Source organism: Tessaracoccus sp. OH4464_COT-324, assembly GCF_003932855.1.
In the GTDB taxonomy this organism is placed as follows: Bacteria; Actinomycetota; Actinomycetes; order Propionibacteriales; family Propionibacteriaceae; genus Arachnia.
In genome coordinates this window covers 169,496-182,108 of the sequence record NZ_RQYZ01000001.1, presented here as the reverse complement: position 1 = coordinate 182,108, position 12,613 = coordinate 169,496, and the positions used below count along the sequence as shown (strand labels likewise).

The following is a 12,613-nucleotide window of genomic DNA, read 5'->3' as shown; positions in this document are numbered from 1 at the left end:
ATGGATGACCTCGCCGCACGCGCACCCCCTACCAGACGACGACCGCGGTTACTACCCGCCGCCCAGTTCACCAGACTACGGCGCGGGGCTCCCAAATACCCCCTACGCCCAACAGCCATTTCCCCCTCAACCGCCTTACGAGTATCCGGTACCGCCGATCGCACCCGGCTACCCCTACCGGTTGCCGCGCAAGGAGCACTCCATCGGCCTGCATGTTCTCCTTTTCATGTTCACCGGAGGCGTCGGGAACGTCCTCTACTGGCTGTGGATCGAAAACGAGAACCGCCGCCGAGGCTACTGACCGTTCCGGGGATTCCCTTCCCCACGGGCGAGGGTTCCCCGGCATCTCGGCGAGGGCGACACGAAAAACAAAGTGGCCCCAGCCCGAATCATGGGCTGGGGCCACTCGGCCTGGCTCCCCGGACTGGACTCGAACCAGTAACCCTTCGATTAACAGTCGAATGCTCTGCCAATTGAGCTACCAGGGATCGTTGGCGAACCAACGAGAAAGAACTTTAGCAGCCCGCAATCACAAACGCCAATCGAGCCCATACTCGCTTCTCAGCCTGTCCGTCTCCGCCACAACGAATCGGGCAGTGGCCGGATCGGTCAAGTCCGCGCCCCCGCTGGGGACCGCATAGCAGCGCACCGTCCCGTCGGCCAACGACCTGCGCCCGACGATGCTGACCGCACCATGATCGAGGTCGTAGTGGAAGGTGAAGACCGTGGAAGCATGCATCCTCTCCTGAAACAGCTCCGGCATTCGCCCGGCAGCGTCAAGCCGGACCGTCTGAGCTGTCCCGCTCAGATCAAGCCACTTGAAGGTCTTCGTCTCCCCGTTCCAGGAGCCACGCTCAATCTCATGCCAACCCAACACCAGCCAGGCTCCCCCCGTGAAGAGCCCCAGGTGCGTTCTGCTGCCGACCAGCACCACGTCGGGCCCGGTGGCTCGCACCAGCGGCTTGTCCACGCGGAACTGCTTGGGAAGGTCGGTACTGGCCGTCATGGCAACCAGTGTGCCCGATGTGGGCAAACTGCCGCTTCTCCGCCCCAGTGAGCTGACGGCCTGTGGAAAAGTCCGTTTCCGCTGCTGGATGATCCCGGGCCGCGGTGCACTGGGATCATGAAACTTGATTACCCCGTTCTCTCCGCCCAACAACAACTACTGCTCTGCCGACTGGTCAAGCTCATCGTTCCTGCCCGGGAACTGCTGCGCCACCATCCAACGATTCGCCGCCTGTGGCAGCTAGCGCTGATCGGTCTGACCGCCGAACAAGCTCTCTGGTGCTGCAACTTGAGGTTGGTGGCCAGGCTGGCCCACCAGGTGGCGGTGCAGAAGAACGAAGACTTCGATGACCTGTTTCAGGAGGGCTGCATCGCGTTGCGCCAAGCGATCCGCGCCTTCCGCCCCGACGCAGGTCTGCGCTTGTCCACATACGCCTACGACACGATTCTGTACCGCATACGTGATGTTGAGACCACCGGTGGCTGGGTCATCTCGTCGCGTCATGCTCGGCGGCTGCGCAGCCAAGCACGGGCAACAGGTGGCCAGGTGGAAGGCGCAGCAGCCCTGCGTGCCGTGCACGCCCCAATCGATCATTTGGCCGACCCACGGGACCCCTTCGAGAAGATCAACACGCCGAGCATCGACTTCCTGGAACTACTCGACGGCCATTCTCAGCAGTTGCTCAGGCTCCGCTTCGGCATCGGCTGTGAGGCGCAGAGCCACAAGCAGCTCGCCGCCCGCTTCGGTGTTTCGGCCTCGACCATCTCCCGCTGGGAGCGTCATGCCCTACAGCGCGCCCGTGAGCTCCTTGAGCAGGACCACACCGTGAGGTTGCCGCAGGGCACCACCCAGAGGCTGCTGGCCGGATAGGCCTGCTCACGAAAGTGTCTCGGGGCGGGACGCTCCGGACAGGATGCGCGGTGGGCGCTGAAGCAGCTGCCTCCCGTGCTGAGTGTACAGGCCAGGATGCTGAGGGTTCTTCTCACCCGATCCGGTGCGCCGCGTCCCCGGCACGACTTTCGAAACAGGACCTACGACATGCTGATCTGGGTGAGCCGTTTGCGCTCCTTTTCCAGTTCAGCCAGCTGAGCAAAACCCGACTGATACTCGTCGGCGCTTTTCGTGGGATCCATCCGGCTGAGCCGAGACTTCAGCACACCAATCTCGCGTCCCAAACGCGCCAACTGCAGGCGGGCCGAGTGGATCAACGAATACGACTCGCTCGGCTCGCGCAGCAAAGGCTCCACGAGAAGAGACACCAGAAGCTGCTGACACAGCTCGCTGGGCGCGGCAGACCGCAGCCTGGAATCCCAACCTTTTCCGAAGGGCTGAGACCTGATCAGGCGCATGACCGCGACGTAGCCCGGGTGGGAGAAATCCTCGGGCTTCACGCCGTTCCAGTCCGCGTCGAATGTCGTCGGATGCTGCAGCATTAGCTTCAGGGTGTCTCGCTCCAGCCGAAGCGACCGATCGTTCGGATTCGGCCATTGCTCACTGCTAGGCGCGAGATTCGTCCCCTCCGGACCCGGCACGGAACGCGGCCGCTGGATGGCCTGGCGCAGCTCATCCAGATCCATACCCAGTATCCGGGCCAGGTCCCGCAGATACTGGCCGACGAGTGACCTGTCCCTGATCGAACTCACCAGCTGCCCTGCTTCACGTGCCGCTGCCAGCCGTCCCTCCGCACGGTCCAGGTCGTAGGAGCGCGCGATGTTCTCCATCACGAAGCGGTACAACGGGATTCGACGCGCCACCAGGTCGCGGATCGCCGCGTCACCATGCTGGAGCCGCAGGTCACACGGGTCCAGCCCTGTGGGCTCAACGGACACGTAGGTTTGCGCGATGAAGTTCTGGTCTCCCTTAAACACCTTCAGCGCCGCGGCCTGACCTGCGGCGTCACCGTCGAAGGTGAAGATCACCTCGCCGTGCAGGCCATCGGAGGTGCCCAGCAACCGTTGCAACACTCGGGCGTGGTCGTCGCCGAATGCGGTTCCACACGACGCGACCGCCGTCTCCACCCCCGCGATATGAGCCGCCATCACGTCGGTGTAGCCCTCAACGATCACCGCCTGCGAGCGTTTGCCGATCTCGCGACGGGCCAGATCCAGCCCATACAGGACCTGCGACTTCTTGTACACCGGCGTCTCGGGCGTGTTCAGGTACTTCGCGGGCAATCGGTCGTCGTCGTGGATGCGCCGCGCGCCGAAGCCGAGCACACTCTGGCCAGAGTCACGGATCGGCCACAGCAGTCGCCCGACGAAAAAGTCGCGCCCGTTGTCGCGAACCAACCCCGCAGCCTTGAGCACATCCAGACCGAATCGGCCGCCGAGCACCCGCACGAGGGCCTGGCCGTTCTTGGGCGCGTAGCCGAGCCCAAAGTGTTCCGCGTGCTCTCGGGTGAATCCCCGCTGGTCCAGGAAAACTCGCGCGGCAAGGGCTTCCGTTGAGGTCAGCTGTCCAGCGTAGTAATCCTGGGCGGCGGCGTTCGCCTCCAGAATCTGCTTGCGCAGCCCCGGCTGGCTCGTGGTCTGTCCGTCGTCCTCGACGACCAACTCAACCTGGTAGCGATCCGCCAACAGTTGCAGCGCTTCGACGAAGGTCAGGTTCTGGCTGCGCTGGAGGAAGGTGAAAACGTCGCCTCCTTCGCCGCAGCCGAAACAGTAGAAGAAACCACGCGACGGGGTGACGTGGAAGCTGGGGGTCTTCTCGTCGTGGAAGGGGCACAGCCCCTTGAGCGACCCGCCTGCGTTGCGCAACATGACGTACTCACCGATGACGTCATCAATCCGGGCCCGCTCCCGGACCGTCGCGATGTCTTCCTCCCTGAACCGCGCCACGTGTTGCATCCTAGCGTTCAGGCGCCCCGCCCGATGCCCCTGGGCAGCCGCTTGGGATCCCAACCCAGCAGCTTGGCGGCCTGTTCGAAGGCGAAACGGTCCGTCATGCCGCCGACATAGGTCACGGCACCGCGAACCAGTTCGGCCTGGTGGTACTCGGCGGGCAGCGCTGCAGGGTTGTCGAGGTAGTAGTTCACCAGTGCGCGCAGCACCGCGACGACAGTCTTGGACTGCTCTACGGACTCGGGACGGGTGTAGATTCGCTCGTAGTTGAACCGGCGCAGTTCTGCCAGCGCCTCCGCACGGCGAGCGTCGAGGCCCACCTGACCCGTCTCTACGGTGGTCTCGATCACGCCGTTGAGGAACGTTGCCAACTGAACCCGCCGCTCCAGCCCGGCCACCTCGCGGACCACTTCTGGAACCTCGGCTGGGCGCACTATCCCCGCGTGAATCGCGTCCTCCAGGTCGTGCGCGCAGTAGGCGATCCGATCGGCCCAGCTGACGATCTCGCCCTCGATGGTTTGCGGTGCCGGCCTGGACCAGGAGTGGTTGCGAATCCCATCGAGCGTCTCGGCGCACAGGTTCAGCGGGGCGAGCACCACGTCGGCTCCCCACGGCCCGTGATCGTAGCCCTCCGGGATGAACTCGTCGAAGGCATCCTCGCTCGCGTGACCGCCCGGGCCGTGGCCGCAATCGTGACCCAGCGCCATGGCATCGACGAGCGTCACGTTGGCGCCGACGCCGCGAGCCATCGCGATGGCGCACTGGGCCACCTCAAGTGCGTGAGTCAGTCGCGTGCGCTGGTGATCGGTTGGGTAAACCACCACCTGCGTCTTCCCCGCCAAGCGGCGGAATGCTGTCGAGTGCACGATGCGGTCCCGGTCACGCTCGAAACAGGTGCGGTAAGGATCTGGTTCCTCCGCCACCGCCCTCTTGCCGCCCCCGGACGCGAGCGCGGCCCCGGGGGCCAGCATCGCCCGCTCCCGTTCCTCGCGCGCCTCGCGCCGCACGCCCGACGCCGCACGGATCCGGGCGCTGGACGTGGCGTGCGCGGTGACCACGCCGTCGCCGTGTCCCGTCATGGTGGCGGCCCACAACTTGGCCCTGGGCAATGGCTCGCTCACTCTATCCTCCGCTGACATCGAGTTCGGCTTCCCCAAGGTCCAGTCCCATACCCGACGTGTCGTCGTACCAGCCATGCGGGAGGACCACTTTGTTCCGGGGGCTCCCCTGCCGTCCGCGTGGCGTGCCCAGCTCAGAAACCGGGAACTCGGCATCGGCGTCCAGCCGGTCAACGAGCTCGCGGAGTTCTTCCATGGTGGAGACCATCGCGAACCGTCTGCGTAGTTCCCCCACCGGATATCCCTTGAAGTACCAGGCCATGTGCTTGCGCAGGTCGACAATCCCGCGCGGGCCCATCACCGAGGTGAGAAGTTCCGCATGGCGGATGATCATGCGGCCCACTTCGCCGAGCGTCGGGCGGTTGCGGGTGCTTTCGCCCGCGAAGGCGGCTGCCAGATCCCGGAAGAGCCAGGGCCTGCCGAGGCATCCCCTGCCGATCACGACGCCGTCGCAACCCGTCTGTTCCATCATCCTGAGCGCGTCTTCGGCCTCCCAGATGTCGCCGTTGCCGAGCACGGGGATGGTGACGGCCTGCTTGAGCTCGGCGATACGGCTCCAGTCGGCCTCGCCCGAGTAGGCCTGCTGGACCGTCCTGCCGTGCAGCGCTATGGCTGCCGCGCCTTCCTCCTGGGCGATCCGGCCCGCGTCGAGAAAGGTCTCGTGCTCGTCATCAATGCCGATCCGGGTCTTGATGGTGACCGGAACGCCGAACTCGTCAGCTGCCCGTACGGTGGCGCGGACGATGGCGCGCAGCCGATCACGCTTGTAGGGCAGCACCCCACCCCCGCCCTTGCGGGTGACCTTGGGGACCGGGCAGCCGAAGTTCAGGTCGATGTGGTCGACGGCGAACTCCCTCGCCAGGATTCGCGCGGCCTGAGCCATCGCGTCCGCGTCCACACCGTAGAGCTGTACCGACCGGGTGCGCTCGCCCGGGTCGAACTGCAGCATGGTCCGGGTTTTGAGGTCTCCGACGACGAGCCCGCGTGAGGTGATCATCTCGCACACGTACAGCCCGGCCCCCTGCTCGCGGCATAGTTGGCGATAGGCCGCGTTCGTGACCCCCGCCATCGGAGCCAGAACCACCGGTAGGTCGACGACCACTGCGTCCTTTCGGCTCGGGGCGTGCAGTCTGAGCGGTGCGACCATGGGTTGTTCCTCCTTGCGACCGCAAGAGTCTACGCCGACCGGCCGATCGGCCCAAGCCGCTCAGAACGTGAGCGGCGCCTCCGCCTCCCCCAACGGCAGGTACGCGGTTGGCTCATCCACCGCATGCAGCAGCACCGGGGTGAGCAGCAGCTTGCCTTCCTGCCCGCCCAGGGCCCTCCGGTAGGACCCGATGTTCTCCCAGCGGCCGATCAACGCCATCAGGGAGGGCTCGTCGACGCTGCGTACCAACTCCACACTGATGTTTCCGGGTTTGGTTCGCCAGTACTCGGCAACGGCTTCCAGCTCGGTGAGGAGTTCGTCGCCATTGCGGAACCGGATGAAGGTGATCACGCGTCCATTCAACACGGGGATCCGGCTTCTGGCCAACGCCCGACGAAGAATCACCCCACCAGCGCGAATTGCCTTTGACCCTGCTGTGGGTGACAATCATTCTCATGAAGAAAGCCCTTGCCCTGCTTCTGTTGCCCGTATCGCTTGCTGTCGGCGCCTGTTCCGGTGGCGCAGGCGAACCAACCGCCAGCCCCAGCGCGCGCGTGGAGTCCAGCGCCGCGAATTCGGCGGACAAACCCAACGTTGTGGTGGCGTTCTACGGCCTCGAATACGCCGCCAACCAGGTGGCCGGTGACCTGGTGAACATCTCCATGCTGACCGCACCCGGAGCCGACGCGCACGGCACCGAACTGAAGCCAAGTCAGTTGAAGGAGATCACCGAGGCCGACCTGGTGGTGTATCTGAAGCAATTCCAGCCCGCGGTCGACGAGGCGATCACTCAGTCTGGCAACCCCAAGGTGCTCGATGTCTCCGAAGTGGTAAAACTCTTGCCCGTTGACCACAAAGACGACCACGACCACGACACCCACAAAGACGACCACGACCACGACACCCACAAAGACGACCACGACCACGACACCCACAAAGACGACCACGACCACGGCGACTTCGACCCCCACTTTTGGCAGGATCCGCTCCGTCTCGCCCAGGTGGGCGACGCCATCGCCCACAAGCTCGGCGATGGGTTCCCCGCGTTGAAGGAGCAACTCGCCAAGGGCGCGAGCGAGTTCAGCAACCAGATGACCGCCCTCGACGGAGAGTTTGCGAAGGGCCTGGCCAGCTGCGAGCGGAAGACCTTCATCACCTCCCATCAGGCCTTCAACTACCTGGCCGAGAAGTACGGCTTGACCGAGATTGGCATCTCCGGGATCAACCCCGACGACGAGCCCTCACCCGCGCGAATCGCGGAGGTGCAGCGCCTCGCCAAGGAGCACAACGTCACCACGATCTTCTTCGAGACCCTGACCAGCCCGGCCGTATCCGAGGCGATCGCCGGCGATCTCGGCCTCAAAACAGCTGTCCTGGATCCGCTGGAAGGCATCACCGCCAACTCTCCCGGCAAGGACTACCCGTCCATCATGCGGGCCAACCTGTCGGAGTTGAAGACCGCGAATGGCTGCTGAGCGGCTCCTCACGGCCGACCACCTGTACGTCGCGCGGGGCAGCAACCCTGTCCTGCGCGACGTTTCGCTGCACGTGGATGCCGGAGAAACTGTGGCGCTCGTCGGCGGCAACGGCTCCGGAAAGTCGACGTTGATCAGCGCACTGATCGGCGCGCTGCCCCACCAGGAGGGCTCCGTCGAGTTATTCGGCGAGCCATTGGCGAGCTTCACCCAGTGGCGACGGATCGGCTACGTGCCGCAGCACTCACAGATCTCCCTGCTCAACGCCACCGTAGAGGAGATCGTCTCCTCCGGCCGCATCCCGCACCGACGCCCCTTCCTGCGGATGCGGGCCACCGACCGCGCCGCCATCCGGCACGCGATCTCGACGGTGGGCCTGGCCGAGCGCGCCCACTGGCCCTTCGCATCCCTCTCCGGCGGCCAGAAGCAGCGCACGCTCATCGCCCGAGCTCTGGCCACCGAGCCAGATCTGTTCCTGATGGACGAGCCGATGGCAGGCGTGGACATCCATTCTCAGGCCGGAATCGGCGCGCTACTGGACTCGCTCGTCCAGGGCGGGCGCGGGCTGCTCGTGGTACTTCACGAAACCGGGGCCGTCGCCATTGACCGCACGGTCACCCTCTGCGAGGGCCGCGTGACCACCGTGGTCCACGCCGATTCCCAGCCCACCCATGACCAAGCCGACCAGGGCCCCCTGGGCCTCGACTCCTTCCCAAGCACATGATCGAGATTCTGTCCTATCCCTTCTTCCAGCGTGCTCTGATTGCTGCGACGCTGAGTGGCCTGCTTGCGCCGAGCGTCGGCGTGTACATCGTGCAGAAACGGCTCAGCCTCCTCGGCGACGGTCTGGGGCACGTCGCAATCATGGGCGTGGGGCTCGCGCTGCTCACCGGCCAATCCCCGCTGCCGGTGGCCATCGTCGCGACCGTCGTCGGTGCCGTGGTCGTTGAGTTGCTGCGGCAGAGCGGCCGCGCGTCGGGAGATCTCGGTTTGGCCATCCTGTTCTACGGGGGGCTGGCCGCCGGAGTATTGATGGCCGGCATCGCCGGCCAGGGTGCGGCCGGGTTGAGCGCGTTCCTGTTCGGCTCGCTCACGTCGGTCAGTGCCACGGACATCTGGCTGATAGTCGTGCTGGCCACCCTGATGCTGGCGATCACGATCGGCCTCTATCCCCGGCTGTTCGCAGTCAGCGTTGATGAGGTCTACGCCCGCACCCTCGGGGTGAGGGTGCGCTGGCTTAACCTGCTCATCGTCGTATTGGCCGCCACAGCGGTGACCCTTGCCATGCGCACCGTGGGGCTGCTGCTCATCTCCGCGTTGATGATTATTCCCGTGGCCACCGCCCAGCAGTGTTTCGTCAGCTTCCGCGGCTCTTTCTACGGCGCGATGTTCTTCGGGGTGGTGTCGGCCGTGCTCGGCACCTTCTCCTCGTTCGCGCTCGACTCCCCCACCGGAGCAACCATCGTCGTCGCCGCTATCGCCCTCTTGGCGCTGTCCTGGCTTTTCGGCCGATATTTGCGCCGTCCGTGGCGGTTCATCTCCTACGTCGCGGATTCCGGCCACCAGCAGCATCAAATTGCGGAACCACACGATGATCGCGCCCATCGCCGAGCAAAACGTGGCAAAGTGATCCAACACGGCGATCACATCGACTACGTTCACGGCGGCCATCGCCACGCCAGGCACGGAGACCACTATGACGAGCACTAAGCGAAACACCTGGCAGCGGGCCGCAGTGCGGGACTTCCTGGCGAGCACCGAGGATTTCAAAACGGCCCAGCAGGTTCATGCTGAGCTTCGAGCCGTCGGAGATAAGATCGGTCTGGCCACCGTGTACCGGGCACTGCAGCAGATGGCTGACGCCGACGAGGTGGACATGGTCCGCACTCCCGACGGCGAGGCTGCCTATCGGGCGTGCACTCCGGGGCACCATCACCATCTCGTCTGCCGAAGCTGCGCCTACACCGTCGAGATCGAGGCGGAGAGCGTCGAGCAGTGGGCACGGGAGGTGGCCGCTGCGCACGGCTTCACCAATGCTGGCCACGAGGTGGAGCTTTTCGGACTCTGTCGAAACTGTTCCGCCTAGCGCTCGAAGTAGGGCAGGGAACGCAGGGCTCTGTCCAGGTGCCAGGTGGCGTACGACACCACCAGCTGGTCGACTCGACGTGCAACGGCAAGTTCCGCTGCGCAAGCGTTGGGCCAGTCCCCGGCGATCAGCGCGCCCAGGTGAGTTCGTTCCGCTTCGGACAGCCTCTCGGCTTCGAACGGGCGGCAGTTCGAACACGACACACTACCCTCCCGCGGAGAGAACCAGCCGACGATGTGGTCGCCGCAGCCGCCGCACTCGCCCAACGCCACCCCGTAGCCGGCCAGCGCAAGCGAACGCAGCAGGTATGAATCGACGATGAGCGCAGCCGGGTAACGATTGTGCTCCAGCGCCCACAGAGCGCCCGCCAGTAGCAGAAACTGCTGTTGGGCCGGCGAGCCCTCCTCGGAAACCAGGCGGTCGGCCGTCTCGACGAGCACCTGACCTGCGGTGAAGCGTGTGTAGTCGCCGCCCAATCGGCTGGCCCGGATCGCCTCCACCTGGGCCACCACCTCCAGGGAGCCGCGACCGGTGGCGAACTGGATATCCACATGGTTGAAGGGTTCGAGTCGGCCACCGAACTTGCTGGACGAACGCCTGACCCCTCTCGCCACCGCCCGAATCTTGCCATGCCGGCGGGAGAGCAAGGTGACGATGCGGTCGGCTTCACCCAGCTGCTGGGTGCGCAATACGACGGCTTCATCACGATAGGTAGGCACGCGACCACTCTAGGCGGCTACGCTGAGTTCATGCCTGAGCCTCGCCGACGCCCCACGCCTCACCCGAGCGGCGCCACAGCGCCAGTAATCGCCCCGAAAACCCTGCCGCGCCACGTCGCCATCGTCATGGACGGCAACGGGCGCTGGGCCAAGCAGCGCGGGTTGAAGCGTACCGAGGGCCACGCCAAGGGCGAAGCCGCGTTGCTCGACGTTATCCATGGCGCCATTGAGTTGGGCATTCCCTACCTGTCGGCCTACGCGTTCTCCACCGAGAACTGGAAGCGGTCCCCGGAGGAGGTGCGTTGGTTGATGGGGTTCAACCGCGACGTGATCCACCGCAGGCGCGACGAGTTGAACGAGCTGGGCGTGCGCATCCGTTGGGCGGGACGACGCCCGAAGCTGTGGGGCTCGGTGATCCGGGAACTAGAAGTGGCCGAGGAGATGAGCAAACGCAACGACACGCTCACGCTGCAATTCTGCGTCAACTACGGTGGACGCGCTGAAATCGTTGATGCCGCGCGCGAGATAGCACGCCTGGCCAGCGCAGGAAAGCTGGACCCCGAGCGGCTCACGGAGGCGCGCTTCGCCAAGTTCCTGGACGAGCCAGAGATCCCCGACGTGGACCTCTTCCTGCGCAGCTCCGGGGAACAGCGCACCTCCAACTTCCTGCTCTGGCAGTCGGCCTACGCCGAACTGATCTTCCTGGACCGGCTGTGGCCCGACTTCGATCGCCGCGACCTGTGGTCCGCCGTCGAACAGTACGCCACCCGAGATCGTCGGTTTGGTTCCGCCTAACCTCTCAGACGCCAGCCGAACCGAGGTTTGCGCTCGGCCTTTGGCTTCCAGTTGGTGAGCTGGTTGCCGCCGTACACCTGCCTAGGCCGATAGATCCGCTGGGTCGGGTTGTCCGTGACTTCCTTCCAGTGCGCTATCCAACCCGGCGTGCGCCCGATGGCGAACAACACGGTGAACATGTCAACCGGGATTCCGATGGCCCGCAGAACGATTCCGGAGTAGAAGTCGACGTTTGGGTACAGCCGGCGCTCGATGAAGTAGTCGTCGCTCAACGCGGCCGCTTCCACCTCCCGCGCTATATCCAGCAGCGGGTCCGTGATACGCATCTTGTCGAGTAGGTCATCGGCAGCCGATTTCAGCACCCGCGCCCGGGGATCGAAGTTGCGGTAAACCCGATGCCCGAAGCCCATCAGCTTCACCCCGGAACGCTTGTCCTTCGCGCGCTCGATGTAGCCGCGGGCGGTGTAACCCCCGCTGCGGATCTGCTCCAGCATCTGAATAACCCCCATGTTTGCGCCGCCGTGCTTGTGGCCCCAGAGTGCGCACACCCCGGCGGACACCGAGGCGTAAAGGTTTGCTCCGCCGGAGGCCACCATCCGTACAGTCGACGTGGAGCAGTTCTGTTCGTGGTCGGCGTGCAGCACGAGAAACATGTTGAGTGCGTGCGCCACCTCGGGCTTCGGCTCGTACTCTTTGTAGGGCTGAGTGAACATCATGTGGAGAAAGTTCTCCGCATAGCTCAGGTCGTAGCGCGGGTAGACGATCTGCTGGCCCAAGTGCGACTTATACGCTGCCGCGGCCAGCGTGCGAACCTTGGAGATCAGCAGGGCCGAGGCGCGGCGAAAACTGGCCTCGTCGTCGATATCGATGCTGGGCAGGTCGTAGGCCTGCAGCCCGTTGATCACTGCTGACAGGATCGCCATGGGGTGCGCGTCGGAGGGGAACCCGTCGAACAGTTTGCGCATGTCTCGGTGTAGGGCCGAGTTCTCCTCAAGCAGGCGACGAAACTCCTGACGTTCCTCCGCCGATGGCAGGTCGCCGAAGACGAGTAGCTCGGCGACCTCAATGAAGGATGAGTGGGCAGCGAGTTGCTCGATAGGGATGCCTCGATAGCGCAGGATGCCACGCTCGCCGTCGATGAAAGTAATGCCGGACAGGCAAGATCCGGTGTTGGCGTAGCCATCGTCCAGGGTGATCAGGCCGGTCTCGGCCCGAAGCCTGGAGATGTCGAGAGCCCGCTCGCCCTCCGTGCCTTCGACGATGGGTAGCGCCACGGTCCTGCCGTCAACTTCCAGGAAAGCTTGCTCGTTCATACACCAAAACTACTTGCCGTAGTAGTTGAGTGGTGAGCCATTTCAGCAACTGGACCCCTACCCCGGAACCGTGCTGTCCACAGTGCGGAAGCAGCACCCGCGCACCCGCCCCGC

At 64.8% G+C, this 12,613-nt stretch carries 14 protein-coding genes and 1 tRNA gene; 7 read left to right on the top strand and 8 right to left on the bottom strand.

Annotation, left to right across the window (positions count from 1 at the left end; genetic code table 11):
* The first annotated feature begins 4 nt into the window (after positions 1–4).
* On the top strand, positions 5–301 hold the full coding sequence (locus EII42_RS00900) for a hypothetical protein (protein ID WP_125170220.1): 297 nt from the start codon (positions 5–7) through the stop codon (positions 299–301).
* Between the two features lie 111 nt (positions 302–412).
* Here EII42_RS00900 and EII42_RS00895 read toward each other — a convergent pair.
* Both EII42_RS00895 and EII42_RS00890 read right to left on the bottom strand, forming a co-directional pair.
* Positions 413–488: transfer RNA gene (locus tag EII42_RS00895), tRNA-Asn, on the bottom strand.
* 41 nt (positions 489–529) lie between these two features.
* The gene (locus tag EII42_RS00890) at positions 530–1,006 is read right to left on the bottom strand and encodes a hypothetical protein (protein ID WP_125170219.1); all 477 of its coding nucleotides are present in this window, start codon (positions 1,004–1,006) and stop codon (positions 530–532) included.
* A 117-nt stretch (positions 1,007–1,123) separates the two neighbouring features.
* Between EII42_RS00890 and EII42_RS00885 the strand changes: the two genes are divergently transcribed.
* Entirely contained in the window at positions 1,124–1,876 is a 753-nt protein-coding gene (locus tag EII42_RS00885; protein WP_125170218.1) for a sigma-70 family RNA polymerase sigma factor, read from the top strand.
* Positions 1,877–2,037: 161 nt separating this feature from the next.
* On the opposite strand, the gene dnaG is transcribed toward EII42_RS00885, so the two are convergent.
* From dnaG to EII42_RS00865, 4 genes are read right to left on the bottom strand one after another with little or no spacing between them, the layout of a single operon-like run.
* On the bottom strand, positions 2,038–3,852 hold the full coding sequence (gene dnaG, locus EII42_RS00880; RefSeq protein WP_125170217.1) for a DNA primase: 1,815 nt from the start codon (positions 3,850–3,852) through the stop codon (positions 2,038–2,040).
* 8 nt (positions 3,853–3,860) lie between these two features.
* Positions 3,861–4,967, bottom strand: coding sequence for an HD domain-containing protein (locus EII42_RS00875; protein ID WP_125170216.1), 1,107 nt, complete (start codon positions 4,965–4,967; stop codon positions 3,861–3,863).
* A 1-nt stretch (position 4,968) separates the two neighbouring features.
* Entirely contained in the window at positions 4,969–6,111 is a 1,143-nt protein-coding gene (gene dusB, locus EII42_RS00870) for a tRNA dihydrouridine synthase DusB (RefSeq protein ID WP_125170215.1), read from the bottom strand.
* A gap of 60 nt (positions 6,112–6,171) precedes the next feature.
* A complete protein-coding gene (locus tag EII42_RS00865; protein ID WP_125170214.1) occupies positions 6,172–6,462 on the bottom strand; it encodes an antibiotic biosynthesis monooxygenase family protein in 291 nt (96 codons plus the stop codon).
* A 104-nt stretch (positions 6,463–6,566) separates the two neighbouring features.
* Here EII42_RS00865 and EII42_RS00860 point away from each other — a divergent pair, with 104 nt between their 5' ends.
* Genes EII42_RS00860 through EII42_RS00845 form a run of 4 tightly spaced genes read left to right on the top strand, consistent with a single transcriptional unit; the run spans position 6,567 to position 9,672 of the window.
* Complete coding sequence (locus EII42_RS00860) at positions 6,567–7,586, top strand: metal ABC transporter substrate-binding protein (RefSeq protein WP_233558212.1); 1,020 nt, start codon at positions 6,567–6,569, stop codon at positions 7,584–7,586.
* Entirely contained in the window at positions 7,576–8,310 is a 735-nt protein-coding gene (locus tag EII42_RS00855) for a metal ABC transporter ATP-binding protein (RefSeq protein WP_125170213.1), read from the top strand. The genes EII42_RS00860 and EII42_RS00855 overlap by 11 nt, the downstream gene beginning before the upstream one ends.
* Positions 8,310–9,296 (top strand): metal ABC transporter permease, encoded by a 987-nt coding sequence (locus tag EII42_RS00850; protein WP_125170431.1) that lies wholly within the window; start codon positions 8,310–8,312, stop codon positions 9,294–9,296. Before EII42_RS00855 ends, EII42_RS00850 begins: the two co-directional genes overlap by 1 nt.
* Positions 9,283–9,672 carry a Fur family transcriptional regulator gene (locus EII42_RS00845; protein WP_125170212.1) on the top strand — a complete coding sequence of 130 codons (390 nt, stop codon included), beginning with the start codon at positions 9,283–9,285 and terminating at the stop codon, positions 9,670–9,672. The genes EII42_RS00850 and EII42_RS00845 overlap by 14 nt, the downstream gene beginning before the upstream one ends.
* On the opposite strand, the gene recO is transcribed toward EII42_RS00845, so the two are convergent.
* On the bottom strand, positions 9,669–10,391 hold the full coding sequence (recO, locus tag EII42_RS00840) for a DNA repair protein RecO (RefSeq protein ID WP_125170211.1): 723 nt from the start codon (positions 10,389–10,391) through the stop codon (positions 9,669–9,671). The genes EII42_RS00845 and recO overlap by 4 nt on opposite strands.
* 30 nt (positions 10,392–10,421) lie before the next feature.
* Here recO and EII42_RS00835 point away from each other — a divergent pair, with 30 nt between their 5' ends.
* Entirely contained in the window at positions 10,422–11,186 is a 765-nt protein-coding gene (locus EII42_RS00835; RefSeq protein ID WP_125170210.1) for an isoprenyl transferase, read from the top strand.
* Here the strand turns inward: EII42_RS00835 and EII42_RS00830 are convergent.
* Complete coding sequence (locus tag EII42_RS00830) at positions 11,183–12,499, bottom strand: citrate synthase (protein ID WP_125170209.1); 1,317 nt, start codon at positions 12,497–12,499, stop codon at positions 11,183–11,185. The two genes, EII42_RS00835 and EII42_RS00830, sit on opposite strands and share 4 nt — an antisense overlap.
* Positions 12,500–12,613 lie beyond the last annotated feature (114 nt).

What these genes read in the sequence shown, in the direction of transcription:
- EII42_RS00845 (WP_125170212.1), top strand. Translation starts at nt 9,283, where the DNA reads ATGACGAGCACTAAGCGAAACACCTGGCAGCGGGCCGCAGTGCGGGAC.
- dnaG (WP_125170217.1), bottom strand. Translation starts at nt 3,852, where the DNA reads ATGCAACACGTGGCGCGGTTCAGGGAGGAAGACATCGCGACGGTCCGG.
- EII42_RS00830 (WP_125170209.1), bottom strand. Translation starts at nt 12,499, where the DNA reads ATGAACGAGCAAGCTTTCCTGGAAGTTGACGGCAGGACCGTGGCGCTA.
- EII42_RS00855 (WP_125170213.1), top strand. Translation starts at nt 7,576, where the DNA reads ATGGCTGCTGAGCGGCTCCTCACGGCCGACCACCTGTACGTCGCGCGG.
- EII42_RS00900 (WP_125170220.1), top strand. Translation starts at nt 5, where the DNA reads ATGACCTCGCCGCACGCGCACCCCCTACCAGACGACGACCGCGGTTAC.
- EII42_RS00890 (WP_125170219.1), bottom strand. Translation starts at nt 1,006, where the DNA reads ATGACGGCCAGTACCGACCTTCCCAAGCAGTTCCGCGTGGACAAGCCG.
- dusB (WP_125170215.1), bottom strand. Translation starts at nt 6,111, where the DNA reads ATGGTCGCACCGCTCAGACTGCACGCCCCGAGCCGAAAGGACGCAGTG.
- EII42_RS00835 (WP_125170210.1), top strand. Translation starts at nt 10,422, where the DNA reads ATGCCTGAGCCTCGCCGACGCCCCACGCCTCACCCGAGCGGCGCCACA.
- EII42_RS00885 (WP_125170218.1), top strand. Translation starts at nt 1,124, where the DNA reads ATGAAACTTGATTACCCCGTTCTCTCCGCCCAACAACAACTACTGCTC.
- EII42_RS00860 (WP_233558212.1), top strand. Translation starts at nt 6,567, where the DNA reads ATGAAGAAAGCCCTTGCCCTGCTTCTGTTGCCCGTATCGCTTGCTGTC.